This window comes from Catenuloplanes japonicus, assembly GCF_000717135.1.
GTDB classification, from domain to species: Bacteria; Actinomycetota; Actinomycetes; order Mycobacteriales; family Micromonosporaceae; genus Catenuloplanes; species Catenuloplanes japonicus.
Map to the genome: position 1 here is coordinate 179,175 of NZ_JNXY01000001.1, position 25,288 is coordinate 204,462.

Sequence of the window (25,288 nt, forward strand, 5' to 3'; positions counted from 1 at the left end):
CGGCCCGGTTTCCCGCAGTGGGCCGGGGCCTCCGCTTTGAAGGGCGCACGTCGTACCCCTGTGGGAGGGTGTGGGGTTATGACCGTGGCGTGGAATCACGAGCTGTCCGAGCAGCTCACGTGGCATTGGGAGCATCAGCTCAGGGCGCGTTTCGCGGGGCTGAGCGACGAGGAGTACTTCTGGGAGCCGGTGGACGGGTGCTGGAATGTGCGCCGCCGCGGGACCAGCGTCACGAAGATGGCGGGTGGCGCCGGGGAGTTCGTGATCGACTTCGAGTTCCCGCAGCCGGAGCCGGAGCCGGTGACCACGATCGCCTGGCGGCTCGGGCACCTGATCGTCGGCGTGTTCGGGGCGCGCGTCGCCAGTCACTTCGGCGGTCCGGCGGTCGATTACTACAGCCATGACTACGCGGGTACGGCACAGCGCGCGCTCGACCAGCTCGACGCGCAGTACGACGCGTGGATCGCCGGCGTGCGGAGCCTCGGGGAGGACGGGCTGGCCAGGGCGTGCGGGGAGGCGGAGCCGTATCCGGAGCTGACCATGGCGGCGCTGGTGCTGCACATCCACCGTGAGGTGATCCACCACGGCGCGGAGATCGCGCTGCTCCGGGATCTCTATCGGGCCCGATAAGCTGGCGAGCGACAAGAGCAGAAGGGAGGCCCGAGACATGAAGATCCCGGGTCCCGACCACCCGATCACGGTGGAGCCGGCCAAGGCGCGCGTCGTCGTGCGCGCGGGCGAGAAGATCATTGCGGACACGACCTCGGCGCTCGCGCTGCAGGAGGCGTCCTACCCGGTGGTCTACTACATTCCGCTGACCGACGCGGACGAGTCCGTGCTGGTGTCGACGGACACGCACACCACCTGCCCGTACAAGGGGCAGGCGTCCTACTACACGATCCGCACGGCCGAGGGCGACCTGGCGGACGCGGTCTGGTACTACCCGGAGCCGTACGACGCGGTCGCCCCGATCGCCGGCCACATCGCGTTCTACCCGGACAAGGTCGAGATCGTCGCGATTGAAGAGGGCTGACCGTTGCGGGACCCGCTGGAGCTGCTGGACGTCGCCGGCCTGCTGACCGGCGAGGAGCGGCAGATCCAGGAGACAGTGGCGCGTTTTCTCGCCGACCGGGTCCGACCGCATCTGGCCGAGTGGTTCGAGGCCGGCACGTTCCCGCGCGAGCTCGCGCCGGAGCTGGGCCGCCTCGGGCTGCTCGGCATGCACCTCGACGGTTACGGCTGCGCCGGCACCAGCGCGGTCGCCTACGGCCTGGCCTGCCTGGAGCTGGAGGCGGCCGACTCCGGCCTGCGCAGCTTCGTCTCCGTGCAGGGCTCGCTGGCGATGTACTCGATTCATCGGTACGGCTCCGAGGAGCAGAAACAGCGCTGGCTGCCGCGGATGGCCGCGGGCGAGGCGATCGGCTGTTTCGGCCTGACCGAGCCGGACTTCGGCTCCGACCCGGCGAACATGCGCACGCGCGCGATCCGCGACGGCGACGACTGGCTGCTCCGCGGCGGCAAGATGTGGATCACGAACGGCAGCATCGCGGACGTGGCCACGGTCTGGGCCGCGACCGAGGACGGCATCCGCGGCTTCCTGGTCCCGGCCGGCACGCCCGGCTTCACCACCCGCACCATCAAGAACAAGCTGTCGCTGCGCGCCTCGATCACGGCCGAGCTGTCGTTCGACGACGTGCGCCTGCCCGCGGACGCGCAGCTGCCCGGCGCGAAGGGCCTGCGTGCGCCGCTGAGCTGCTTGAACGAGGCCAGGTTCGGCATCTGTTTCGGCGCGGTCGGCGCGGCGCGGGACAGCCTGGCCGTGGCGCTGGACTACGCGCGGGAGCGGGTGCAGTTCGGCAAGCCGATCGCGGCGTTCCAGCTGACGCAGCAGAAGTTCGCGGACATGGGCGTCTCGCTGGGCACGGCGGCGCTGCTCGCGCTGCACCTGGGCCGGCTCAAGGACGGTGGCCGGCTGCAGCCGCACCAGGTCAGCGCCGGCAAGCTCAACAACGTGCGCGCGGCGCTGGAGATCGCCCGGGAGTGCCGGACGATCCTCGGCGGCAGCGGCATCACGCTCGAATACTCGCCGTTGCGCCACGCCAACAACCTGGAGTCCGTGCTCACCTACGAGGGCACCTCGGAGATCCACACGCTGGTCATCGGCGAGGCGCTGACGGGACATGCTGCGTACCGCTGAAAGCGGTCCGACAGCTCAGCGCTGAAAGCGGTCCAAGAGCTCAGCGCTGAAAGCGGTCCGACAGCTCAGCGCTCATAGGTGCTCACCACGGCGCCCGAGTCGAACGCGCGGCTCTCCACCATCGTGAACGACGACGGCGTGAAACCGGCGCCGAACATCGGCTTGCCGGTGCCCGCGACCACGGGGTAGCGCTTCACGATCAGCTCGTCGATCTCCGGCAGCAGCTGTCCGGCCAGGTCCGCGCCGCCGCAGAGCCAGATGCCCAGCCCGTCCTCCTGCTTGAGCTTCCGGACGGTCCCCACCGGGTCCGTGGCGATCTCCACGGCCGGGTCCGGCGAGGTCAGCGTGCGGGAGAAGACGATCTGCCGCAGGTGGGCATAGGGGCTGGGGTCACCGATCTCGTACGTCCCGCGGCCCATCAGCACGGTGTCGAACTGCTGGTTCGGCGCGTGTGCCAGCCCGGCCTGCTCGCGGAAGTGACCGGGCACGGTCTCCGGCCACTTCGTGTTGATGAACCCCAGCACGTCCGCCGCCATCGGGAAGAAGTCGAACTCGCCGCCCGGCCCGGAGATGAACCCGTCGATGCTGGTCGCCACGTAGTAGGTCAGACGTCTCATCCGGACATGATCGCAGTCTGTGTCCGGCGGCACACCCGCGCGGTGGAATTGAGCGCGTTAGGCTCAAGTTATCTCCAGCAGAGCCCACAGATAAGGGAGCTGACATGAGCAACGTTCTCTGGACCCGCCGGGACCCGTTCACCGAGTTCGACGCGTTGGTCCGCACCGCCTTTGGCACCACCACCGCCACGACCGGTTTCACGCCGGCCGCGGAGGTGTTCCGCGACGGCGAGGACGCGGTCGTCCGTCTGGAGCTGCCGGGCGTCGACGTGGAGAAGGACGTCGCGGTCGAGGTCGACGGCGGTCGCCTGACCGTCAGCGGCGAGCGCCGGGACGAGCGCACCGAGGGCCGCAGCCTCCGCGAGGTCCGCTACGGCGCGTTCCGCCGCAGCTTCGGCCTTCCGTCGCACGTCACGTCCGAGGCGGTCTCCGCCACCTACGACGCGGGCGTGCTGAGCGTCCGGGTCGCGGGCGCCTACGCGGGCCGTGAGCCCCGGCGCATCCCGGTCACGCCCGCCACGCGGGCCGCGATCGAGGCCGCCCCGGCCAACTAGATAACCACGGAACGGCCGCGGAGTCTGCACACTCCGCGGCCGTTCCGCTTGCAAACGAAGAGGATCAGGGGGACGGCGAGACCACCGGCGCCACATGGCTGAACGTGGCGCTCAGGTTGCTGCCGACCAGCGTCACCGCGCCGATGATCACGACCGCGATGAGCGCGGCCAGCAGGCCGTATTCGACGGCGCTGGCGCCACGGTCGGATTTCACGCGTTCGCGGATCAGTGTCCGCACGTGTTGGATCATGGGGGCCTGCTTCCGGATCGGGGGCGGGCGCATCCGTGCGCCGTACCCTCTCATCGGCCGTCAGGCCCGCCCTTCAACCCCCGGACGGTTGCAGAACGGTTAGTCCGCGGAGCGCAGCATCGCCCGGATGCCCACGAACAGGCCGATCGCGGCCGTCGCGCCCGCGGCCACCGCACCCCACAGCGCGTCCAGGCTCGCCACGTCGCCGGCGAACAGCGCCCGTTCCGCGTCCACCACGTAGGCCAGCGGGTTCGCCCTCGAGGCCGCCTGCATCCAGCCCGGCCCGGACTCCAGCGGCAGCAGCATCCCGGAGAGGATCATCAGCGGGAACAGCAGCGTCTGCTGGACCAGCCAGAACATCCACTCGTTCTTGCGGACCGCGATCGCCAGCGCGTAGCTGAGCGACCCCAGCCCGACGCCGAAGACCGCGAGCAGCGCCAGCCCGAGCAGCGCACCGGCCGGATAGAGGTCGAAGCCGAACGGGACCATCACGGCCACGATCAGCACGGCCTGCCCGGCGAGCGGCACCATCTCCTTCAGCGACCGGCCGATCAGCAGCGACGACCGGGACAGCGGCGTGACCAGCATCCGCTCGTGCGCGCCGGTCTGGAACTCGTAAAGCAGGTTCGACCCGACCGCGGACGTGCCGAACAGCGCGGTCATCACCAGGATCGACGGCACGAACCACTGCCACACGGTGCCACCCGCGGTGACCGGCCCGGCCGAGCCCACGGAGCCGGACAGCAGCGGCCCGAACAGCGCCAGGAACACCAGCGGCTGGACCAGGCCGAACACGACGGAGAACGGGTCGCGGATCATCGGCTTGAGTTCGCGGACGAACACGATCCGGGTGTCACGTGCCAGGGTGGTCATTTGGCGTTCTCCTCGCGCAGGCTGCGGCCGGTCAGGGACAGGAACACGTCGTCGAGCGTGGGCCGGAACGTCTGCGCGCTCCCGGCCGCGATCCCCTTCTCGAACGCGGCCCGCAGCACCTCGGCCACCGCGACCGGCCCGTCCGCGACGCGCGCCCGGACCTCGCCGTCCGTGGCCTCGACCTCGGATGATCCGGGCAGTTGGGACACGATGGCGGCAAGGTCGGACGGGGACCCCGTCGAGAATGCCACGCGGTCGCCGGCCAGTTTCGACTTCAACGACGAAGCCGTGTCGTCCGCGATCACCTCGCCCTGATCCACGATCACCACGCGCTCGGCCATCGAGTCCGCCTCGTCGAGATAGTGCGTGGTCAGCACGATCGTCATGTCGTGCTCCGCGCGCATGCGCAGGATGTGCTCCCAGAGGTTCGCGCGGTTCTGCGGGGCCAGCCCGGTCGACGGCTCGTCCAGGAACAGCAGGCCGGGCGCGTGCACCAGGCCCATCGCCACGTCGAGGCGTCGTCGCTGGCCGCCCGACAGCTCGGAGACCTTCCGCTTCACGAGATCTCCAAGGTCAAGAGCTTCGACCAGAGACCCCACGCGGGTACGGGCGTCCGCGCGCGACAACCCGTAGATCGCCGCCTGGCTGTGCAGCTCGTCCGCGACGCGGTGCTGGTGGCCGGCGCCGTTGCCCTGCCCGACGTACCCGATGCGCCGCCGCACCTCGCCCGGTGACCGCACCACGTCGTGCCCGGCAACCTCCGCGCTGCCGGACGTGGGCGCGATCAGCGTGGTCAGCATGCGCATGGTCGTGGTCTTTCCGGCCCCGTTCGGCCCGAGCACCGCGACCAGCTCGCCCGGCTCGATGGCGAGTGTGATCCCCCGGACCGCATGCACGGCGCCGAAGTCCTTCGTCAGGCCCTTTGTCTGGATCATTACCGCTCCTTCGTCACGCAGAGATTGTCAGCAGAAGCGGACAGCTCCTGTCCTAAAAACCGTGCGATCGTGGGTGAATGCTGGAGACCTCGGGACGGCTGCTGAAACTGCTCTCGCTGCTGCAGGCCCGCCGCGACTGGCCGGGCGGCACGCTCGCGGACCGGCTCGGCGTGAGCGGCCGGACCGTGCGCCGCGACGTGGACCGGCTGCGCGAGCTCGGCTACCCGGTCCAGGCCACCAAGGGCCCGGAGGGCGGCTACCGGCTCGGCGCCGGCGCGGACCTGCCGCCGCTGCTCTTCGACGCCGACCAGGCCGTCGCCGTCGCGGTCGCGCTGCAGACGGCCACGACCAGCGTCGACGGCATCGAGGAGGCGTCGCTGCGCGCGCTCGCCACCGTGCGCCAGGTGATGCCGGCCCGGCTGCGGCACCGGGTGGACGCGCTGCAGGTCACGTCCGTCCAGCACCCGGTCGAGCGGCCGCGCGTCGACGCGGACGTGCTGCTCGCGGTCGGCGGCGCGGTCCGGGCCCGTGAGGTGCTGCGGTTCGACTACCGGGAGGCGCCGCGCCGCTGCGAGCCGCACCACCTCGTCATGTGGGGCGGGCGCTGGTACCTGGTCGGCTGGGACCTCGACCGGGAGGACTGGCGCACGTTCCGCGTGGACCGGCTGATGCCGCGCACGCCGAACGGCCCGCGCTTCACGCCTCGTGCGCTGCCCGCCCCGGATATTTCTACCTATATCGCGACAAAGTTTGCCGCGCCGGAGATGCCGTGCACCGGCACCGTGATCCTGCACGCGCCCGCGCACACGATCGTGCCCTGGGTGCGGCACACCGACCTGGTCGAGCCGCTCGGCGACGACCGCTGCCGGCTGACGCTCAGCTCCTGGTCCTGGGTCGGTCTCGCGGCCACGATGGGCATGTTCGACGCCGATCTGGAGATCGTCGGCCCGCCGGAGCTGCGCGAGGCGGCGCACCGCCTCGCGCAGCGCTACCTCGGCGGCCCTTCCGGTGATCAGGGCGTCTCTCATGTCGCCAGAACGACCTGAGAGACACCCCGGTCACGGTGGGGGCGACGCGCAGGGACGTGGTGCGGCACGCGCCCACCCGCGTGGTGCGGCGCGCGGGTCCGCACGAGGGTGGGCACCGGCTCAGCCCGCCAGGTGGCGGCGCAGGAAGTCGCCGGTGACCGAGCGGGGCTCGTTCATCAGGTCCGCGGGCGGGCCGGCGAAGACCAGTTCGCCGCCCTCGTGACCGGCGCCGGGGCCCAGGTCGACGATCCAGTCCGCGCGGCAGATCACGTCCAGGTGGTGCTCGATCACGATCACGGTGTGGCCCGCGGCGGCCAGCCGGTCCAGCAGCGTGTTCAGCTGGGCCACGTCCCGCAGGTGCAGGCCGGTGGTCGGCTCGTCCAGCACGTACACCTGCGGGGTCTTCTGTCCGGCGGAGCCGGCAAGCTTGATCGCGAGGCGGAGACGTTGCCGCTCGCCGCCGGAGAGCGTGTCCAGCGACTGGCCGAGCGTGAGGTAGCCGAGGCCGGTGTCCACCATCGCGGCCAGCACCGGCTTCGCGGCCTTCTCCGTGACGAATCCGACCGCCTCCGCGACCGGCATCGCCAGCACCTCCGCGATGTTCTTCCCACGCAGCGTGTACTCCAGGACCGAGGGAATGAAGCGTTTCCCGTCGCATTCCTCACAGACCGTGGCGACCTGGTCCATGAACGCCAGGTCCGTGTAGATCAGGCCGATGCCGCCGCAGCGCGGGCAGGCACCGGCCGAGTTCGCACTGAACAGCGCCGCGTTCACGCCGTTGGCCTTGGCGAACGCCTTGCGCAGCGGCTCCAGCACGCCGGTGTAGGTGGCCGGGGTGGACCGGCGGGAGCCCTTGATCGCGGACTGGTCCAGCAGCACGGCATCCGGGTGCAGTTTCGGCAGCGAGCCGTGGATCAGCGAACTCTTGCCGGAGCCGGCCACGCCCGTGACCACGGTCAGCGCGCCGGTGGGGAGGTCCACGGTGACGTTCTTCAGGTTGTGGGTGCTGGCCTCGGAAATGCGCAGCCAGCCCGTACCCACGCGGGGGTTGTCCTTGATCGTGGCCTGTTGTGACAGCGCGCGACCGGTGGCGGTGCCGGACGTGCGCAGGCCGTCGAGATCGCCCTGGTAGACGATGGAGCCGCCGCCGCTGCCCGCGTCAGGGCCCATGTCGATCACGTGGTCCGCGATGCCGATCACCGCGGCCTTGTGCTCCACCACCAGCACGGTGTTGCCCTTGTCGCGCAGCCTGACCAGCAGCTCGTTGAGCCGGTGGATGTCGTGCGGGTGCAGGCCGGTGGACGGCTCGTCGAACACGTACGTGATGTCGGTCAGGCTGGAGCCCAGGTGCCGGACCATCTTCACGCGCTGCGACTCGCCACCGGAGAGCGTGGCCGAGCGCCGGTCCAGGCTCAGGTAGCCGAGGCCGATGTGGTCCAGGTTGCCGAGCCGGTCCGCGAGCGCGGTGACCAGCGGCGTGATGGTGCCGTCGTCGCACTTCCGGACGAACTCGGCCAGGTCGGTGACCTCCATCGCGGCGCACTCCGCGATGTTCCTCCCGTTGATCCGGCAGGCCAGCGCGGCCTCGTTCAACCGGGCGCCACCGCAGGACGGGCAGGCGGACCGGGTGGCGATGCGCTCGACGATCGCGCGCGCGGCCGGCTGCATCGAGTCGAGATCCTTGCTGAGAAACAGGCGGCGGAACTTCGGCAGCAGGCCCTCGTAGGTCGAGTTCATCGTGCTGCCGCCCGGCATGGTCAGCTTGACCTTGGCCTCGGGCAGGTGGAGCAGCGTGTCCCACTCGTCCTCGGTGTAGTCGCGCAGCTTCTTGTCCGGGTCGAAGAAGCCGGACTGGGCGAAAATGCTCCAGTACCACTGCCCGACCGCGAACTGCGGCAGCGTGAGCGCGCCGTCGTTGAGCGACTTCTCCCGGTCGACGAGCTCGTCGACGTCGAGCGCGGAGACGTCGCCGATGCCCTCGCAGGCCGGGCACATGCCGGCCGGATCGTTGAACGACAGCGCGATCGGGTGCGCCACCGGCGGACTGCCCAGACGCGCGAAGAGCAGGCGCAACATGGTGTACGCATCGGTCGCCGTGCCCACGGTCGAGCGCGAGTTGCCGCCCATCTTCTTCTGGTCCACCACGATCGCGGCGGAGAGATTGCCGAGCGAGTCCGCATCCGGCTGGCCGTAACCGGTCATCAGGCTCTGCACGAACGCCGGGTAGGTCTCGTTGATCAGCCGCTGCGACTCGGCCGCGATCGTGTCGAAGACCAGCGACGACTTGCCGGACCCGGAGACGCCGGTGAAGACGGTGATGCGCCGCTTCGGGATGTCGACGTCGACGTCCCGAAGATTGTTCTCCCGCGCGCCGCGGACCTCGATGTTGCCGTAATCAGCTGTGGTCACGTGCTTGAGCGTACCACGTACCGTACATAGTACGGTTGAGTTACGATGGGCGCGTGAAAAGCCGCGCCCCCGACCCCGCACGCACGCTCGCACTGCTCTGGGGGTCGCACGGCAACGCCGGGCGCAGCGGGCTCAGCGTGCGCACGATCGTCGCCGCCGCCATCGAGATCGCGGACACGGAGGGCCTCGACGCCGCCGTCATGCGCCGCGTCGCCGAACACCTCGGCGCCGGCACCATGTCGCTCTACACGCACGTGCCCGGCAAGACCGAGCTGACCGCGCTGATGGCCGACACCGTGCTCGGCGAGCTGTATCCGGCCGACCGTCCCGGCTCCGCACCGGACTGGCAGGCCGGGCTGCGGACCATCGCGCAGGAGAACTGGGCGCTCTACGAACGCCACCCGTGGCTGCTCCAGGCCATGGACGGCCGCGGCGAACTCGGGCCGAACGTGATGCGTAAGTACGAGCTGGAGCTGGCGCCGCTCGACGGCATCGGCCTCACCGACGTGGAGATGGACTCCACGCTCACCATGCTGCTTGTCTACGTCGAGGGCGTCTGGCGCATGCGCGCCTCGCTGCGCCGCGCCCAGGACCAGACCGGCCTCTCCGACGCCGAGTGGTGGCAGAACACCGGCCCGGTCCTCGAACGCGTCATGGGCGGCAGCCAGTTCCCGCTCGGCGGCCGCGTCGGCACGGCCGCCGGCCAGCAGCACAACGCGATGCTCGACCCGGTCCACGCGCTGGAGTTCGGCCTGGACCGGATCATCGACGGGATCGCGCGCCTGATCACCCGCTGATCGCGCGGTCCAGGACCTCGATCGTGTGGGCCAGCCGAGGCGGGGTGCCGCCGCGGCGGCGGAAGGCGTCGGCGATCTGGAGGAGACAGCCGGGGTTCGCGGTGACCAGCAGGTCCGCGCCGGTGGCGGCGATCGCGTCGGCCTTGCGGTCGCCGAGATCGGCGGCGGGGGCGGGGTTCAGCACGTTGTAGACGCCGGCGCTGCCGCAGCACATGCCGGCGTCCGGGATCTCGTGGAGCGTCAGACCGGGGATCTGCCGCAGCAGCGCGCGCGGGGCGGTGCGGATGCCCTGGGCGTTCGCCAGGTGGCAGGCGTCGTGGTAGGCGACCGAGAGCGGGAGCGGGTGGCGCTCCGCGACCGGGCCCAGCTCGTGCAGCAGCTCGGCCACGTCCACGACCCGGAACGGCGGTGCCTCGCCGAGGATCTCGGCGTACTCCTTGAGCGCGGAACCGCAGCCGGCCGCGTTCGCCACCACGACGTCGACGTCCCGGAACGCCGTCACGACGTCCTGCGCGAAACCGCGGGCCTCCCGGTCCCGGCCGGAGTGCCAGGACAGCGCGCCGCAGCAGCCCTGCCGCTTCGGCACGATCACCTCGACACCCTCGGCGGCCAGCACCCGGACGGTGGCGGCGTTCACCTCGGGGAAGAACTCCCGCTGTACGCACCCGGTCAGCATCCCGACGCGTGCGCGGGTGGTTCCTGTCGCGGGCGTCCGTTCCGGGATCGCCGTCCGGCCGCGCGGGCGATGGGGGCGGGCGGTGCCGGGCCGCTGGGGAGCGTCCGCCGGCTCGGAGACGCGGTCCGTGTCGTGCTGCGCGGAGACGTGGGCCGAGTCGTGGGGCGCGTCGTCGTGCGCGGGGATGTGGGGCGCGTCGTGCTGCGCGCGGCGGGGACCGGCGTCGTGGTGGGGGCCGAGGCTGCCGGCCTGCCGCGCGGTGCCAAGGCTTTCCGGCTGAGCGTTCCCGCGGCTCGGGATGCCGGAGTCCGGGAGGCTCCGGGGCTCGGGCGCCAGGCGGGCCAGGAGCGCGAGCCGGGGTGCGATGCGGCGCATCAGGCGGTCCAGGGCCAGGCGGCGGTAGAGGTACAGCGGACCGCGCATCAGACGGAGCCGGGCAGGGTGCGGGAAGATCGCGAAGATCAGGGAGCGGAGCAGTCGTTCCCGGAGCGGGCGGCGGTGTTCCTCCTCGACCTGCGCGCGGGCCGCGCCGATCAGCAGGTCGTAGCGGACGCCGGACGGGCACGCGGGTACGCACGCCAGGCAGCCCAGGCAGGCGTCCAGGTGGCCGGTGAGCACGTCGTCGACCGGCGCGCCGTTGATCACCTGATCGATCAGGTGGATGCGTCCGCGCGGCGAGTCCATCTCCTCGCCCCACAGGCTGTAGGTCGGGCAGGCCGGCAGGCAGAACCCGCAGTGCACGCAGTCCCCGACCACCTTCGGATCCGGCCGCCGTGTCTCACTCATGCCTGCCGCCCTTCCGCTACCAGCGCATATGCCCGGGGAAGTAATCGATATGGCGAAATTTCGGGCGCGGAGGGCCCGTCGATTCGTGCGGGACTTGCGGAGCGCCCTTCGGTTTGTGCGGGACCTGCGGAGTGCTCGCTGGTCCGTGTCGGATTGCGTGTGGCGACGCCGAGGTCGGGGCCTGTGCGCGCCCTGCTCGTCGGAGCGGGCGCTCTGCGCCCGAAATTTCGTGACATAGCAGCCGGCGCGAGCATGGCTTTCGGCAGCCTGCAGTACCAGGAGGATTCGGACGGGAAGCGTGCACGCGGGCGGGGCTCGGAGCCTGTGCGCGCCCTGCCCGTGGGGGCGGGCGCTCCGCGCCCGAAATTTCGTGACATAGCGACCGGTACGAGCGTGACTTCGCGTGGCCCACGGTTCCGGGCGGGAAGCGTCCGTGCGGGCGAGGCACGGCGCCTGGTGCCGCTGATCGGTGGCGGGCATGTCAGAGGCCGCCGACGAAACGGCCGGGGGAGAGGCGGTGGGACGGGTCGAACTGCTGTTTGACGCGGCGCATCAGGTCCAGGGCGGGGATCGGGCCCCACATGTCGACGGCGGACCGGATCTCGGGCGGGGCGTTCAGCACGACGGCGGTGCCGCCGTAGCGGGCGCAGACCGTGCGCAGCGCGGCCAGTGCGAGCGCGACCCGGTCCGGAGCCGCGTGGGGGAGCGCGGCGGTGAGCACGCCGGCGGCTGCCGCGCCGCGCAGTGCGGCACCGTGATCGCGGGCGGTGGACAGCACCTCGGGCAGGCCGGAGCGGACGAACGTCAGCCGCAGCAGTGTGTCGTCGTCGGCGGAGGGCTCCGCCGACCGAGGCTTCGCGTCCCGCTGAGGTTTCGCGTCCCACTGAGGCAGTGCGCCCCACCACGGCGGGGACTCCGCACGCACGTGCACCTCCTCCGCGCCGGTCTTCTGCAGCAGTTCGCGGACTGCGGACGCGCGACCGGCCACACCGCCGGGCGAGCCCTCCACCAGCACCACGACCGCGCCCTGCGGGCAGGCCACGCTGCGGGCGGCGTCGTCCGGCGGCGGCGCGGGGAGGTCGAGCTCGACGGCGGAGGGGGCCAGGCGGGCGGTGGCGACGGCCTCGATCAGCGGGGTGGCCAGGGACGGGCCGAGGACGGGCGCGGTGATGAACGCGCGGGCGGCGGGCAGCGGGCGGAGGCGGAAGATCAGGCGGGTGAAGACGGCGAGCGTGCCGTAGGAGCCGCACATCAGGCGGGCCAGGTCGTAGCCGGCGACGTTCTTCACGACCCGGCCGCCCGAGATCGCGGGGGTGCCGTCGGGGCGTACCAGGGAAATGCCGATGATCTGGTCCTTGATCGGGCCGGCCAGCAGGCGGGACGGGCCGGAGTGCCCGGTCGCGACCGTGCCGCCGAGCGTGGCGCCGGGGGCGGGGGCGTCCACGGCGAGGCGTTGACCGGCGGCTGCCAGGTGGCGTTGCACGTCCGCGATGCGGGCACCGGGCTCGGCGACCAGAACGAGATCACCGGCGGCGTGGTCGACGATCCGGTCCAGTGCGGACAGGTCCAGGATGAGGTCCAGCCGCGACGGGGGAAGACCCCAGTCCAGGCGGGTGCCGTTGCCGCGCGGGACCACGGCGAGATCGTGCGCGGCCGCGACCCGCAGCACGTCCGCGACCTGCGCGGCGTCGGCCGGACGGGCGACGAACGAGGCCCGCACGCCGGCGACGTCCGATCGGGACCGCTCCGGACTCGGCGTCGCGGGGACGCGTGCGGCCGGAGATCCGGCGGCGGGCCGACCGGTGGACGGCCCTGCCGGGGATCCGGCGGCGGGCCGAGCGTCGGATGATTCCGCCGAGGACCCGGCAGCGGGCGGCCGTGCCGGTGCCGGCCCGGCGTCGTCCGAGACCCGCACGACCGAGGCGCACACGTCGCGAAGCGCCGCGGCCACGTCGCGCCGGGGCATCAGAAGATGTCCCGGGCGGGCTCGGTCGCGGCGTGGTGCTTGCGGGGGACCTCGCCGCACAGGCGGGGCGTCGGGAAGATCTTGCCGGGGTTGGCGATGCCGGCCGGGTCGAACGCGCACCGTACCAATTGCATGGTGTCGAGGTCGTGATCGGTGAACATGCGGGGGAGGTAGCGGGCCTTGTCGACGCCGACGCCGTGCTCGCCGGTGATCGAGCCGCCGTGCGTGACGCACAGGTCGAGGATCGCGCCGCTGACCTCCTCGGCGCGCTGCTCCTGGCCGGGGACGGCCGCGTCGAAGAGCACCAGCGGGTGGAGGTTGCCGTCGCCGGCATGGAACACGTTCGCCACCCGGACGCCGGAGTCGGCGGAGAGCGTGGCGATCGCGCGCAGCACCTCCGGCAGCGCGGTCCGGGGGATCACGCCGTCCTGCACGATGTAGTCCGGGCTGATCCGGCCGACCGCGGCGAACGCGGACCGGCGCCCCTTCCAGATCAGCTCGCGCTCGGCGTCGTCCGCGGCCACGCGCAGCGCGAAACCGCCGGCGTCCGTGCACAGGCGCGTGACCACGGACAGCTCCGCGGCGACGTCCGCGGCCGGGCCGTCCAGCTCGACGATCAGCACTGCGCCCGCACCGGCCGGATAGCCGCAGGCCACGGCCGCTTCGGCGGCCTCGATCGCGAGTGCGTCCATCATTTCCACGGCCGCGGGTACGATGCCGGCCGCGATGATCGCGGAGGTGGCCGCGCCCGCGTCGTCGGTGCCGGCGAACGCGGCCAGCAGCGTGGTGACCGCCTCCGGGTCGCGGGTCAGCCGCACGGTCACGGACGTGACCACGCCGAGCGTGCCCTCCGCGCCGATCACGGTGCCGAGCAGGTCGTAACCGGGCGCGTCCGGTGCCTCGGTGCCCAGCGTGACCAGGTCGCCGTCCGGCGTGACCAGGTCGGCGGCGAGCACGTGGCAGGCGGTGAAGCCGTACTTGAGGCAGTGGGCGCCGCCGGAGTTCTCCGCGAGGTTGCCGCCGATCGAGCACACCTGGCGACTCGACGGGTCCGGCGCGTAGTGGTATCCGTACGGCGCGGCGGCGCGGCTCACGTCCAGGTTGATCACGCCGGGCTCGACCACGGCCCGCTCGTCCTCCGGGCGCACGGCCAGGATGCGGCGCAGCCGGGACGTCACGATCAGCACGCCGGCCGCGTGCGGGAGCGCGCCACCGGACAGCCCGGTGCCGGAACCGCGCGCGACGAACGGGACCTGATGGCGGGCGCACTCGGCGACGACGGCGGCGACCTGGTCCGCGGTCTCGGGCAGGACCACCAGGCCGGGCACGACGCGGTGGTGGGTGAGGCCGTCACACTCGTACGTCCGCAGGCGGGCCCGGTCGGTGATCACCGCGTGGTCCGGCAGCAGCGTGCGGACCCGGCTGGTCACCGCCGCGAGCGCATCCATGACGGTCACGTTACCCGCAAATCAGTGGCCGAGGCGGGCAGCCGCTGCCCGGTTTTGGCAGTGTCTGCTTGCCGTCCGGGTTTTGGCCGAGGCGGGCAGCCGCTGCCCGGTTTTGGCAGTGCCTGCCCGCCGTCCGGGTTTTGGCTGAAGAATTGTGATCGTGGAGACTGATCCACCACTATGGATTCCTTGCCGTTGGAGGGAGTCCCGCGATGGCCGAATATCCGCTCGGTGTCAGCCGTCCGCCGCTCGGTGTCCGGGACCTGCCGGAGCCGGAGGAGGTCTTCGGCGTACCCCGGCTGGGCCCTTGGCAGATCGTCAAGTTCGCGATCGGCCCGAGCCTGATCGCGCTCGGCATCTCGATCGGCAGTGGCGAGTGGCTGCTCGGGCCGCAGGCGGTCGGGCAGTTCGGGTTCGTCGGCGTCGGCTGGGTCATCCTGGTCTCCGCGGTGCTGCAGACGTTCTACAACGTGGAGTGCGCGCGCACGGTCATGGCGACGGGCGAGACCCCGGTGGTGGCGTGGGGACGCGTACCCCCGGGCCTGTGGTTGTGGGTTCCGCTCTCCGTCGGTCTGGTGATCTTCGCGTTCATCGCGGGCGGATGGGCCGCGTCCGCCGGTCAGGGGTTGTACGCGCTGGTGCACGGCGAACCCGCGCCGGCCGGTGCGGAGGAGCCGCGGCTGTGGGCGATCGCGCTGCTGGTGCTGGTGTTCGTGCTGACCGCGTCCGCGAAGCGGATCAGCCGCACGCTCGAGCTGGCGAACTGGATCATGGTGGGCGCGATCCTGGTGGCGCTGTTCGTCGTCGACGTGATCGTGGTGCCGTGGGACATCTGGTGGGAGGGGTTGCGTGGCCTGGTCACGCCGGCCGCGCCGCCCGCGGGTATCACCGCGACCCAGCTCGGTGGCCTGGCGGGCTTCACCGCGCTGGTCTCCGGCCTGAACTGGTACGTGATGGGCCACTATCGGGACAAGGGTTACGGGATGGGGTTCCACACCGGCTTCCTGGCCGGGCTGCGGGGCGGCGGCGGGTCCGGCCTGCTGTCCGTCGGCATGACTTTTCCGGATAATACGGTAAATAAAGGGCGATGGCGTCGCTGGTACCGGCTGCTGCTGCTCGACATGTGGGGCGTGTTCTTCATCGGCGCGCTGCTGGGCATGCTGCTGCCGACGATCCTGATGGCGCACGCGGTGAACGTGGTCGGCGAGAAGCCCACCGCCGCCAACGTCCCCACGTTCGTCGCGGCCGCGCTGGACGTGTCCTACGGCCGTCTCGCGTTCTACGTCGCGCTCGTCGTCGGGGTGCTCGTCCTCTTCTCCACGCAGCTCGGCATCTTCGAGGGCATGGTCCGCGTCGTCACGGACGCGGCGCACGCCACCAGCCCCCGCCTGCGCCGCCTGGTCGAGGGCGATCCGCGCCGGTTCTACTACCCGTTCATGCTCGGCCTGCTGGTCGTCATCGCGATCGTGCTGCACCTGGCGGTCCCGGTCAGCCTGGTCCAGTGGTCGGCGAACATGTCCAACCTGGGCGCGCTCATCTACCCGTTCCTGCTGATCTACCTCAACAGCCGCCTGCCGCGTCCCGCACGGCCCCGCCCCTGGCACTACGTCCTGCTGATCGCGAACGTCCTCTTCTTCGGCTTCTTCTTCATCAACTTCCTGGCCGACCTGGTGGGAGACCCGCTGGTCACGTTCTGAGCTCTTGGGTGCGGCGGCGCGCCTCCGCGTGCCGTACCCCCTCGATGATCTTGTTGGGCCTTTTGAAGACGTCGTCGGCGGTGAACCGCAGCGTGGCCCACCCGGCTGCCTGCAACCGGTTGAATCGCGCGATGTCCTTGCGGAACGTTGCCTGGTCGCGGTGGTGGTCGCCTTCGTACTCGATGGCGATCTTCCACGCGGGATACGCCAGATCCACCTGGCCGATGAACGATCCGGCGTCGTCTCGGATTCGATACTGTGCCACCGGTCGTGGCAGCCCGCCGTCGGTGATCACCAGCCGTAGCCGGGTTTCCATCGGTGAGGCCGCTCCCGGTTCGGCCAGCCGCAGAATGTCACGAAATTTCATGACACCACGCCATCCGGGATGCGTGTCCGCGGTCCGGTGCAGCGCCGCGAGCGACACCAGCCGGCGATGCAGCATCGCGTCCACCGCGATCGCAGCCTGGATACGATCGGCGCCACGCCCCAGGTCGAACGCCGTCCGGGCGGCCGTGGTCACCCTGAACCCGGTGAGCACCTCCACATCGTCACGCGGCAGTTCACCGTGGATGACCTGAAGCATCGGCTGGTCACGTGTGGTGCGCGCACCCGGGAGGATGATCGACACCGGCTCGGCCGCGGCGAGGAGATCGATGCCCCGGAGATACGCCGCGCTCCGCCCGCCGATCGCCGCGCGGGCCGGCATCATCAGCTGCGCGGCGGCGCACCACATGCGGTGATGCTCCGGGGTGAACGCCGCGCGCTCGATGTAGATGCCCTGATAGAGACGTTGCCAGTGCGGACCTCTGAGCGCGGCCGGCGTGACGAGGCCGGCGCTGACCGCCTCCCGGCGCCGGAAGGGTTCGCGCCGTAGTTGCCGGGTCACCGGAGTCATTCATCCATGATGGACCTGTAGCATCACCGTGTGTGGATCATTGACGTCGACGAAATGGCGGTCAGCGGGCGGCTTTGACCGCCATTCTGCCGACGTCAATGATCCACGCGCGTGTGCGGGCGGTCCGACTGGAATGCTCGCGCATGTCGACGTCCGCCTTATGGTGAGATTTCGGGCACGGAGTGTCCGGTTTGCGGAGGCGGGTGCGGACTCTTGATCGAGCGCGGGTCTCGGACTTCACGCGCGGGCTCGGACTTCACGATCAAAATCTCAGAGATCATTTTCCCGCTTCCGGCGTGGTCCGGCCCGCATGCTCCCGCGGGCAAACCTCGGGGCGGGCAAAGACTTCGCTGGCGCTTCGCTTTGCCCGCCCGCCGCGGTCGCGGCGAGGGTGGGGTCAGCGGGGCGGGAAGTGCGGTAGGGCGGTGGAGGCGTGACGCGCGGGCGGGACGTGGGCAGCGGCGGGGGTCGCGGCTCTTCCCCAGCCCGCGCGGGACCGGCTCCGGTCGGAGGTCGGAAGCGGAGCGCCAGCGGAGTCTTCCGATCTCCGGAGGTTTGCCCGCGGGAGCAGCGCTGCTGGACCGTGCTGGAAGCGGGAATATCGATCGTGGGGTCCGGGGCTTGGGCCTCGGGGGGAGCAGATCGCCCGCGGGAGCAGCGCTGCTGGACCGTGCTGGGAGCGGGAAATGAACTAGAGGTGTTGCGGGGTGAAGGTTTTAGGTTCGACGAGGACCAGCCAGTTGCCGGTGTTGTCGCGCATGACGGCTTCGATGCCGTAGGGGCGGTCGGAGGGCTCCTGGAGGAACGTGATGCCGGCGGCGCTGAGGGAGGCGAACGTGGCGTGGCAGTCGTCGACGCGGAGGCCGAGGCCGCCCATCTTGCCGGCCTCGAGCTGGCGGCGGACGAAGGCGGCGGCGTCGTCCGTCCAGGGGCCGGCCGGGGAGCATCAGGGTGACCTCGAGCTCCGGCTGGTTGGGGTGGACGAGCGTGACCCAGCGGAAGCCGGGGCCCATCGGTACGTCGACGCCGGGCTTGAAGCCGAGGTGCTGGACGTAGAAGTCACGCGTGGCGTCCTGGTCGAGGCAGTAGACCGTGACCAGCGAGATGTTCGTAATCATGAGCTGACGGTACGGGCGGGGGCCGGCTCCTGGCTTCTCCGAGATTGCGGCAGCACGCCGGCCATGAAGAGGTAGCAGCCGGGCACGTGCGGCGCGCCGCGTGCGGCCCATCGGCGCTGGTAGGCGGCGGGGGACTCGCCGACGAGCGCGGAGAAGCGGGCGGAGAACGAGCCGAGGCTGGCGAAGCCGACCGTCATGCAGACCTCGGTGACGGTCAGGTTCGCGGCGCGCAGCAGGTCCTGGGCACGCGCGATGCGGCGGCGGGTCAGGTACCGGATGGGGGTCTGGCCGTAGACGGTGCGGAAGCTGCGCGCGAAGTGGTATTTGGAGACGCCTGCCACCCGGGCCAGCGCGTCCAGGTCGAGCGGGTCGGCCGAGTGGCGGTCGATGTGGTCCCGGGCGCGGCGCAGGTGGGAGAGCAGCTCGGTCGCCACCATGGGGCCGGTCAGCCTGCGATCAGGACCAGGGCGAGGCCGAGGGCGGCGGGGACGGCCTGGACGAAGAGGATGCGGCGGCTGACGGTGGCGGCGCCGTAGAGGCCGGCGATCAGGACGCAGGCGAGGAAGAAGAGTTTTGCCTGGTAGGACGTGGTGCCGTCGGCCAGCAGGGCCCAGATCAGGCCGGCGGCGAGGAAGCCGTTGTAGAGGCCCTGGTTCGCGGCGAGCGTCTTGGTGGACTCGGCGTACTCCGGGGTCATGCCGAAGGTGGCCTGCCCGCGCGGCTTGGCCCAGAGCACCATCTCCAGCACCACGATGTAGAGGTGGATGGCGATGACGAGGCCCACGACGATGTTCGCTGCGATGTTCACGCGGCGACTCTACGCGGAGGGCGGCCGGGCAGAATGAATGCCGTGCTCGATGCCACACGCAAGCTGCTGACCTCGCTCGACCCACTGCCGCACCCGGCCAGGATGTCGCGTCTCGTGCACTGGGCGCGCACGTCCGCGGACCGGGACGCGGTGTGCGCCGATCTTCGCGCGGGCGGTGCCTACGAGCGGCGGCTGGCGGCGGTCGCGACCGGCGAGGACCGGGGGACGGACGTGGCGGACCTGCCGCGGGAGGAGCGCGGCCGGCTCTATCGGCGGCTGCGTGCGCGGCCGGATCCGGAGCGCGCGGACGCGATGATCGCGACGGTGCGCGAGCGGTTCGGTGCGGCGGAGGCGGCGGCGCTGCTGCCGGCCTGCGGCGAGGCCACGGTGCGGGCGCTGCTGCCGGAGCTGGAGCACGAGGTGGCGCCCCACCGGCTGCTCCGCCGGCATCCCGGCCCGCTGCTGGACCGGGCCCGCGAGCGGCTGTCCGCGGCCGCGGTCGAGGACCGGAGACAGGTCTGGTCCGAGGCGGTGCTCCGCTGCGACCCGGCGCAGGTGCTGGACCTGCTGGAACGGTACGCGCCGGAGGATTCGCTGCCGGGGCCGCTCATCAGGTACGGCGTCCTCGCGGCCCATGACGCCCGCCGGGTCGCCGGGCTGCTCACCGCGCCGGACCGGGCCGGCTGGCTGCGGTCGGCCCGGCTGCCGCGCGCGCTGCTGCGGCGGCTGGGCCGGCTGCCCGCGGCGGAGCTGGCGCCGCTCGCCGCCCGCCTCCGGGAGGACGGCTACCGGCTGGCCACGTTGCTGGACGAGGTCGCCCCGTCGCACCGGACCGCGCTGTACGACCTGGCGATGACCGGCATGCACACGGCCACCTGGACGCCGGTTGACGCGATCATGGAGGTGTTGCCGCGGGCGGCCCGGATCCGCGAGGCGACCCGCATGCTGGGCCTGCCGCGGATCCGCGAGCGGGAGGCCGCGGTGCAGACCTGGAGCGCCTACCTGGCCTGGCCGGAGGCGTCAGCGGCGCTGGAGGGCGCGCTGCGGTCCGGCGACGCGGACGAGCGCGCGGCCGGGTACCAGCTGCTGGTCGACGCGGCCCGCCGGTCCCGTGATCCTCGGGTGGCGGCCGAGGTGGTGGAGCGGCTCGGCCGGCTGCGCAACGAGCAGGACCCGGTACGCCGCGCCGCGCTGACCGCGCTGACCCGGATCGCACCGCTGCTCACGGCGCCGGTCGCGCCGGGCCTGGCCCGGCTGACCACGGACGCGGTCGAGGCCCGGGACGCCTCCGCCGGCACCACGATCGCGCTGAGCGGGCTGGCCGCGGACGTGCTCCAGCACCACGTGGACACGCCGGAGCTGCGCGAATGGGCGCTGTTCACGATCGACCGGGTCAGCGGCGACGCGACCGTGCCGGTGCTGCGCCGGTTCGACACGGTGCTGCGCCGCGGCCAGGAGGCGCTGGTCTTCGCGCGGCTGCGCGGCTGGGCCGAGGCGGGCATGGCGCGGGCGCGGTACGGGCCGCTGTTCGCGCTCACCCACGCGTTCGGCCGGCGGGCGTACCGGCTGCCGGAGCTGCAGGAGCTGCTGCGCCGCGCGGCCGGTAAGCGCACGCGGCCGTGGGTGGCGCGGCAGGCGATCGAGCTGTGGCTGGCCGATCCGCGCACCCGGTCCGCGCGCGTCGCGGAGGTGCTGGCCGCCGACCCGTCCGCGGTGGTGATCGGCCGCGTCTGGGAGACGATCTGCGCGTCCCGCACCGACCTGCTGATCTTCAAGGCGAAGGGGCGGTTCACCGAGGGCTGGACCGCGCGGTGGCCGTTCCGGCCGGAACGGTGGGTGCCACGCCAGCATGCCGCGTTCGTGAAGCTGCAGGCCCGGATCGTCGCCGATCACGGCCAGGGCGTGCAGGCGCGGGCGCTCGCGGTGCGGGCCGCCGCGCGGATTCCCGGGGCCGGCCTCGATCTGGTGCGGCGCCACCTGGACGCGCCCGAGGTGCCGATCGCGGAGGCGGCGCTGGGCGCGCTGGCCTGGACCGACCGCCCGGCCGACGTCCTGCCGCTGCTGCTGGGGCACGCGGGCGGGGACCGGGCGCGGGTGGCGGTCTACGCGGCCGGCCGGGCGGCCCGGCACACGCGGCCGTCCACGCTGGCGACCGTGCTCGGGGCGGCGCTGGCCGGGCCCATGAAGATCACCAGCCGTAAGGAGGTGGTACGCCTGCTCGGCCGCCTCGGCCCGCCGGAGTCGATGGCGACGCTGCACGCGATCTACACCGCCCCGGACACGCACCGGGACGTGCGGGCCGCGATCGTCGCCACCGCACGGCAGCGGCTCGAGCCGGAGCAGAGCTGGACCGTCCTGCACACCGCGGTCGACGGTGCCCGGGAGGAGCGGCGTGCGGTGCTGAGCGCACGGCCGGCCACGGTCCCGGAACGCCACCGCCCGCGATACGCCGCGCTGATCGCACGCTGCTGCCGCGCCGGCGACGCCGAGGTGCGGCGCGAGGCGTTCTCCGCGCTGGCGCACTGGACACGGTGGACCCCGGACGTGTCCGCGCTGATCACCGACCGGCTGGCCGGCCTCGGCACGCCGCTGACGACCATGGAGACCGCCGCACTGGTACGGGGTGACGCCGCCCCGCTCCGGGCCGCGCTGGACCTGCTGGTGCTGGACCCGCCCGGCGACGACCCCGCGGCCGACCAGCCGGCCCGGCGCCGCATCGACGTGCTCACCCAGGGGGCGGCGATCCGCGCCCGTACCATGCCCGACCGCACGCCGCTGATCGACGTCGCCCGCGCGCTCGCCGACCGGCCGGACCACCTCGGCGTCGCGCTCCGGCTGCTGGTCGAGCTCGGCCGGCTGGACAACCTGGACGAGATCGCGGACCGGTGCGCGGGCCGGCCGGTGCTGGCGGCCCGGATCGCGGCGCAGGCCGGTGCGTACCTGCGCACCGCCAGCCGATGGACCGACCCCAGGGAGACGATCGCCCGGCTGACCGCGCGCGGCGACCTGGCCGGCGGGCTGATCGCGGTGGAGCTGGCCCGGCACGGCGCGTCCGTCAACTGGCACACGCCGTGGCGGGAGCTGCTGACCGCGCTGCGCGCCCACCCGGACCCGGACGTGCGCGACGAGGCGCTCTCGGCCGACATGACCGCGGACGCGCCGCGGTGACCGTCGACGCCGACATCGTGCTGGTGGGCGGCGGCGGCGCGGCCTCGCTGGTGCTGGCCGCGCTGGAGCCGTCGCCGGACCTGCGGGTGGCGATCGTCGACCCGGTGCACAAGCGCGGCCAGGACCGGACCTGGGCGTTCTGGGGCACCCCGGACCCGTTCCTGGACCCGCTGCTGAGCGCGAGCTGGGACGCGGTGGACGTGGTGACGACGGCCGGCCGCCGGACGCTGCCGCTGGAGCCGATGCGCTACGCCATGTTGAGGTCGGCGCCGCTGTACGAGCTGGCCGCGGCCGCGGAGGCGCGGCTCGGCGCGGTCCGGCTCACCGTGCCCGCGGAGTCGGTGTCCGACGACGGCGACCGGGTGGTGGTCTCCGGGCCGGGCGGTCCGCTGGTGCGCGCGGCGTGGGCGCTCGACTCGCGGCCGCGGAAGCCTCGGCGGCCGGGGCGTACCAGCTGGTTGCAGCATTTTCGGGGTTGGTGGCTCTTCTCGGAGCGACCGGTTTTCGACCCGGACCGCGCCGTGCTGATGGACTTCCGCACTCCGCAGCCGGCCCGGGGCGTGTCGTTCGGTTACGTGCTGCCGGTCAGCGACCGGTTCGCGCTGGTGGAGTACACGGAGTTCTCGCCCGCGGTGCTCTCGGACGACGCCTATGACCGGGCGCTGCGCGGCTATGCGGACCTGCTCGGGCTGGACCTCTCCACGCTGCAGGTGCGCGAGATCGAGGACGGCGTGATTCCGATGACGGACGGCCCGTTCACGCAACGGCCCTCGCCGCGTGTGGTCCGGCTCGGCACCGCGGGCGGCGCCACCCGGCCCTCGACCGGCTACACGTTCTCCGCCATGGCCCGGCAGGCCGGGCAGATCGCGCGCGCGGTCGCGGCCGGCCGTCCGCCGATCCCGGAACCGGCGTACCCGGCCCGGCACCGCTGGATGGACGCGGTGCAGCTGCGCGCGCTCGACCGCGGCCTGCTCGACGGCGTGGCGTTCTTCGACGGGCTCTTCGACCGGAACCCGGCCGGGCGCGTGCTGCGTTTCCTCGACGGGGCCACCGGCGTGCGCGAGGATCTGGCGCTGATGGCGTCCAGCCCGCTGCTGCCGATGATGCGGGCGGCCGCGGGTGATGCGCTCGGAAGGGTGGCCCTAAGATCTCCTTTCCATGTGGCCGTTCCGCAAGAAGCCCGCAGGACTCAGGATCGATGACGCGCATGGGGATCCGGCCGCTCGGACGCTCATCGACGCGCTTTCCGCCAGGGACTGGCGCGTTGCCCGCGATGTTCTCCAGGCCACCACCGAGCCGGACGCCCGCGCCTACCTGATGGAGGCCGCGGCCGACGTCGGCGGCGTGCAGGACTGGATCGGCGAGTGGGTGCGCGCCGAGCCCGACTCCACGCTGCCGGTGCTGGTCCGCGGCTGCCACGCGGTCTTCTGGGCCTGGGAGGCGCGCGGCGCCGCCAGCGCGGACCGGACCAGCCAGGACGCGTTCCGCGAGTTCCACCGGCGGCTCCGGACGGCCGAGCACCTGCTGGCCGACGTCGCCTCCCGCGACCCCGGCGACGTGACCTCGCGGGCCTGGCTGGTCGCGTCCGCGCGCGGCACGCAGGCCGGGAAGGACGTGGCGCAGGCCCGCTTCGACGAGGTGGTCAAGCGGCACCCGCACCACGTGGTCGCGCACGAGCACCGCCTGCAGTACCTGTGCGCCAAGTGGTTCGGCAGCCACGACGAGATGTTCGCGTTCGCCCGCGCGGCCACCGCGTCCGCGCCGGCCGCCAGCCTGCTGCCCGAGCTGATCGCGGTCGCGCACCTGGAGAAGTGGCTGGCGCTGCCGAACGACGAGGACGCCGCGTACATCACGTCCGCCGAGGTCCGGGACGAGATCGTCGCCGCGGCGGAGAAGTCGGTGCTGCACCCGTCGTTCGTGCCGCCGCCCGGCTGGGTGCCGCGCGGCAACACGTTCGCCATGGTGCTGGAGCTCTCCGACGCGAACGCGCACGCGGCCCGCGTCTTCGACCTGCTCGGTGACCGGGTGAGCGACTGGCCGTGGACGTACCGGACGAGGAATGCGGTGTCGGCCTTCACCACCGCCCGCGAGAACGCCCGCTCATTCCGCGACTGACACCACGATCTTGCCCTTGGTGCCGGCCGTGAAGTGCGCGATCGCGTCCAGCGCGCCCTCCAGCGGGTAGACCTTCTCGACGACCGGACGGGCGTCATCGGCGGCCAGCGCGTCCAGCGTGGCCGCGGTCGGCTGCGCCCGGACCGGCAGCACCGTGTGCTCCTCGGTCGGCACCTGGTCCGGCGCGCCGACCAGCGTGGAGACGAACCGGCCGCCGGCGCGCAGCACGCCGAGCAGCTCCGCCGCGTCGCCGGCCAGGTGGAAGACCACGTCGACGTCCTTCACCTGCCCGGCCAGCCCGGCGGTGTGGTCCGCGGTCTCCGCCGCGCCCAGCGACGTGACCAGCTCCTGCTCCTCGCCGGGGCGGGCGGTCGCGATCACGGTCGCGCCGGCCTGCACGGCGAGCCGGACCACCAGGTTGCCGACGCCGCCGGTCGCGCCGGAGACCAGGACCCGCTCGCCCGCGGTGAGCCCGGCCGCGGCCACGGCGTCGCGCGCGGCGGACCCGGCCAGGCCGAGCGCGCCGCCGTCCGTGAACGAGACCTCGTCGGGCAGCTTCGCCAGGCCGATCGCGACCGGCACGGTCACGAACTCCGCGAGCGAGCCGTCGCCCAGGAACGCCTTGGTCACCACGCCGAAGACGCGGTCGCCCACGGCGTAACCGCCGACGCCGGCACCGACCGCGTCCACGACGCCGGCGAAGTCCTTGCCGAGCACGACCGGGAAGCGGTGCTCCATCACGCCCTGCAGGTAGCCGTTGGCCACGGCCAGGTCGAAGCCGTTGATCGAGGCGGCGTGCACGCGGACGCGTACCTCGCCCTCGCCCGGCTCCGGCACGGCGATCTCCCGCACGGCGACGGCCGCCCCGAACTCGGTGAACGCGACAGCGCGCATGGTCGACTCCTCATATGTGGTGTGGGTACTCCACTTACACCGTAGCATGCAAGTGGT

23 protein-coding genes and 1 pseudogene are annotated in these 25,288 nt (G+C 72.3%); 10 read left to right on the forward strand and 14 right to left on the reverse strand.

Annotation, left to right across the window (positions count from 1 at the left end; genetic code table 11):
* Window positions 1–84 precede the first annotated feature (84 nt).
* The 3 genes from OP04_RS00895 to OP04_RS00905 are packed head-to-tail and all read left to right on the forward strand — an operon-like array spanning window position 85 to window position 2,197.
* Window positions 85–630 carry a DinB family protein gene (locus OP04_RS00895; RefSeq protein WP_456297617.1) on the forward strand — a complete coding sequence of 182 codons (546 nt, stop codon included), beginning with the start codon at window positions 85–87 and terminating at the stop codon, window positions 628–630.
* 37 nt (window positions 631–667) lie between these two features.
* Window positions 668–1,033 carry a DUF427 domain-containing protein gene (locus OP04_RS00900; protein ID WP_033337495.1) on the forward strand — a complete coding sequence of 122 codons (366 nt, stop codon included), beginning with the start codon at window positions 668–670 and terminating at the stop codon, window positions 1,031–1,033.
* A gap of 3 nt (window positions 1,034–1,036) precedes the next feature.
* Entirely contained in the window at window positions 1,037–2,197 is a 1,161-nt protein-coding gene (locus tag OP04_RS00905) for an acyl-CoA dehydrogenase family protein (RefSeq protein ID WP_033337496.1), read from the forward strand.
* 65 nt (window positions 2,198–2,262) lie between these two features.
* On the opposite strand, the gene OP04_RS00910 is transcribed toward OP04_RS00905, so the two are convergent.
* A complete protein-coding gene (locus tag OP04_RS00910) occupies window positions 2,263–2,814 on the reverse strand; it encodes a dihydrofolate reductase family protein (protein WP_033337497.1) in 552 nt (183 codons plus the stop codon).
* A gap of 104 nt (window positions 2,815–2,918) precedes the next feature.
* Here OP04_RS00910 and OP04_RS00915 point away from each other — a divergent pair, with 104 nt between their 5' ends.
* A complete protein-coding gene (locus OP04_RS00915) occupies window positions 2,919–3,368 on the forward strand; it encodes an Hsp20/alpha crystallin family protein (protein WP_033337498.1) in 450 nt (149 codons plus the stop codon).
* Window positions 3,369–3,432: 64 nt separating this feature from the next.
* On the opposite strand, the gene OP04_RS00920 is transcribed toward OP04_RS00915, so the two are convergent.
* From OP04_RS00920 to OP04_RS00930, 3 genes are all read right to left on the reverse strand, one after another.
* Window positions 3,433–3,606, reverse strand: a complete 174-nt coding sequence (locus tag OP04_RS00920) for a Flp family type IVb pilin (RefSeq protein ID WP_232323417.1) — start codon at window positions 3,604–3,606, stop codon at window positions 3,433–3,435.
* Between the two features lie 111 nt (window positions 3,607–3,717).
* Window positions 3,718–4,491, reverse strand: coding sequence for an ABC transporter permease (locus tag OP04_RS00925; protein ID WP_033337500.1), 774 nt, complete (start codon window positions 4,489–4,491; stop codon window positions 3,718–3,720).
* Window positions 4,488–5,426: an ATP-binding cassette domain-containing protein gene (locus OP04_RS00930; protein ID WP_033337501.1), complete on the reverse strand. Its 939-nt coding sequence runs from the start codon at window positions 5,424–5,426 to the stop codon at window positions 4,488–4,490. The genes OP04_RS00925 and OP04_RS00930 overlap by 4 nt, the downstream gene beginning before the upstream one ends.
* A gap of 77 nt (window positions 5,427–5,503) precedes the next feature.
* Between OP04_RS00930 and OP04_RS00935 the strand changes: the two genes are divergently transcribed.
* Window positions 5,504–6,472: a helix-turn-helix transcriptional regulator gene (locus OP04_RS00935; protein WP_051796890.1), complete on the forward strand. Its 969-nt coding sequence runs from the start codon at window positions 5,504–5,506 to the stop codon at window positions 6,470–6,472.
* A gap of 102 nt (window positions 6,473–6,574) precedes the next feature.
* Here the strand turns inward: OP04_RS00935 and OP04_RS00940 are convergent, their stop codons facing one another.
* Window positions 6,575–8,863 (reverse strand): ATP-binding cassette domain-containing protein, encoded by a 2,289-nt coding sequence (locus tag OP04_RS00940; RefSeq protein WP_033337502.1) that lies wholly within the window; start codon window positions 8,861–8,863, stop codon window positions 6,575–6,577.
* A 53-nt stretch (window positions 8,864–8,916) separates the two neighbouring features.
* Here OP04_RS00940 and OP04_RS00945 point away from each other — a divergent pair, with 53 nt between their 5' ends.
* The gene (locus OP04_RS00945; RefSeq protein ID WP_033337503.1) at window positions 8,917–9,660 is read left to right on the forward strand and encodes a TetR/AcrR family transcriptional regulator; all 744 of its coding nucleotides are present in this window, start codon (window positions 8,917–8,919) and stop codon (window positions 9,658–9,660) included.
* Here the strand turns inward: OP04_RS00945 and OP04_RS55370 are convergent.
* The 3 genes from OP04_RS55370 to OP04_RS00960 form a co-directional block, all read right to left on the reverse strand.
* Complete coding sequence (locus OP04_RS55370) at window positions 9,650–11,122, reverse strand: (Fe-S)-binding protein (protein WP_033337504.1); 1,473 nt, start codon at window positions 11,120–11,122, stop codon at window positions 9,650–9,652. The two genes, OP04_RS00945 and OP04_RS55370, sit on opposite strands and share 11 nt — an antisense overlap.
* A gap of 481 nt (window positions 11,123–11,603) precedes the next feature.
* A complete protein-coding gene (locus OP04_RS00955; RefSeq protein WP_033337505.1) occupies window positions 11,604–12,842 on the reverse strand; it encodes an FAD-binding oxidoreductase in 1,239 nt (412 codons plus the stop codon).
* Window positions 12,843–13,087: 245 nt separating this feature from the next.
* On the reverse strand, window positions 13,088–14,536 hold the full coding sequence (locus tag OP04_RS00960; RefSeq protein WP_033337959.1) for an FAD-linked oxidase C-terminal domain-containing protein: 1,449 nt from the start codon (window positions 14,534–14,536) through the stop codon (window positions 13,088–13,090).
* A 212-nt stretch (window positions 14,537–14,748) separates the two neighbouring features.
* Between OP04_RS00960 and OP04_RS00965 the strand changes: the two genes are divergently transcribed.
* The gene (locus OP04_RS00965; protein WP_033337506.1) at window positions 14,749–16,233 is read left to right on the forward strand and encodes an Nramp family divalent metal transporter; all 1,485 of its coding nucleotides are present in this window, start codon (window positions 14,749–14,751) and stop codon (window positions 16,231–16,233) included.
* Here the strand turns inward: OP04_RS00965 and OP04_RS00970 are convergent.
* The 5 genes and pseudogenes from OP04_RS00970 to OP04_RS00985 all read right to left on the reverse strand — a co-directional run bounded on the left by OP04_RS00970 (window position 16,223) and on the right by OP04_RS00985 (window position 19,054).
* Window positions 16,223–17,128, reverse strand: coding sequence for a DUF559 domain-containing protein (locus OP04_RS00970; protein ID WP_033337507.1), 906 nt, complete (start codon window positions 17,126–17,128; stop codon window positions 16,223–16,225). The two genes, OP04_RS00965 and OP04_RS00970, sit on opposite strands and share 11 nt — an antisense overlap.
* 691 nt (window positions 17,129–17,819) lie before the next feature.
* Window positions 17,820–18,005: a VOC family protein gene (locus OP04_RS55375; RefSeq protein WP_232323418.1), complete on the reverse strand. Its 186-nt coding sequence runs from the start codon at window positions 18,003–18,005 to the stop codon at window positions 17,820–17,822.
* A gap of 127 nt (window positions 18,006–18,132) precedes the next feature.
* Window positions 18,133–18,246 (reverse strand): annotated as a pseudogene (locus OP04_RS56680) (VOC family protein); the annotation flags it as partial.
* Entirely contained in the window at window positions 18,243–18,683 is a 441-nt protein-coding gene (locus OP04_RS00980) for a helix-turn-helix domain-containing protein (RefSeq protein ID WP_033337508.1), read from the reverse strand. The pseudogene OP04_RS56680 and the gene OP04_RS00980, both read right to left, overlap by 4 nt.
* Window positions 18,684–18,691: 8 nt before the next feature.
* Window positions 18,692–19,054 (reverse strand): DUF1304 domain-containing protein, encoded by a 363-nt coding sequence (locus OP04_RS00985; RefSeq protein ID WP_033337509.1) that lies wholly within the window; start codon window positions 19,052–19,054, stop codon window positions 18,692–18,694.
* Window positions 19,055–19,087: 33 nt separating this feature from the next.
* On the opposite strand from OP04_RS00985, the gene OP04_RS00990 reads away from it, so the two are divergent.
* The 3 genes from OP04_RS00990 to OP04_RS01000 are packed head-to-tail and all read left to right on the forward strand — an operon-like array spanning window position 19,088 to window position 24,337.
* Complete coding sequence (locus OP04_RS00990) at window positions 19,088–22,222, forward strand: hypothetical protein (RefSeq protein WP_033337510.1); 3,135 nt, start codon at window positions 19,088–19,090, stop codon at window positions 22,220–22,222.
* Window positions 22,219–23,424, forward strand: a complete 1,206-nt coding sequence (locus tag OP04_RS00995; protein WP_033337511.1) for a lycopene cyclase family protein — start codon at window positions 22,219–22,221, stop codon at window positions 23,422–23,424. The genes OP04_RS00990 and OP04_RS00995 overlap by 4 nt, the downstream gene beginning before the upstream one ends.
* Window positions 23,381–24,337: a hypothetical protein gene (locus OP04_RS01000; protein WP_051796892.1), complete on the forward strand. Its 957-nt coding sequence runs from the start codon at window positions 23,381–23,383 to the stop codon at window positions 24,335–24,337. The genes OP04_RS00995 and OP04_RS01000 overlap by 44 nt, the downstream gene beginning before the upstream one ends.
* Here OP04_RS01000 and OP04_RS01005 read toward each other — a convergent pair.
* Window positions 24,323–25,231 carry an NADP-dependent oxidoreductase gene (locus OP04_RS01005; protein ID WP_033337512.1) on the reverse strand — a complete coding sequence of 303 codons (909 nt, stop codon included), beginning with the start codon at window positions 25,229–25,231 and terminating at the stop codon, window positions 24,323–24,325. The genes OP04_RS01000 and OP04_RS01005 overlap by 15 nt on opposite strands.
* Window positions 25,232–25,288 lie beyond the last annotated feature (57 nt).